The following is a 420-nucleotide window of genomic DNA, read 5'->3' on the forward strand; positions in this document are numbered from 1 at the left end:
GAGCGAAGTTCAGGCCGCTCAGCGGAACGTCCTGCTTGGAATCTAGGCAAGCTTGTGGGACAGAAGGCGCCCCTAAAGCTCAAGGAGATCTGGTCGATTCGAGTCAGGCTTCAGCTCAAGGGCGATAGTCGGCAGTTAGCGCTTTTTGATCTCGCCATCGATAGCAAGCTGCGCGCGTGCGATCTGGTTGGGCTGCGGGTCCGTGACGTCGCACACGGCATGCATATTGGTTCAAGGGCATGCGTCATCCAGCGCAAAACAAAGCGTCCTGTCCGGTTCGAGATAACGCCGCAGACTAGAGATGCATTGGTCGCTTGGATCGATAGTCAGAAGCTTGGCCTCGACGATTACCTCTTCCCCGGCGGGCAGCGAGGCTCAACCCACCTCTCCACGCGCCAGTACGCCCGCTTGGTGAAGGCT

The 420-nt window shown here is 58.6% G+C and carries 1 protein-coding gene; it reads left to right on the forward strand.

Going from position 1 to position 420, the window contains the following annotated elements; genetic code table 11:
* Window positions 1-54: 54 nt before the first annotated feature.
* A partial coding sequence (locus AC1DCY_RS27735) for a site-specific integrase (RefSeq protein ID WP_477355999.1) occupies window positions 55-420 on the forward strand: 366 nt, incomplete at its 3' end.

Source organism: Lysinibacillus sp. 10T31 (assembly GCF_056394365.1).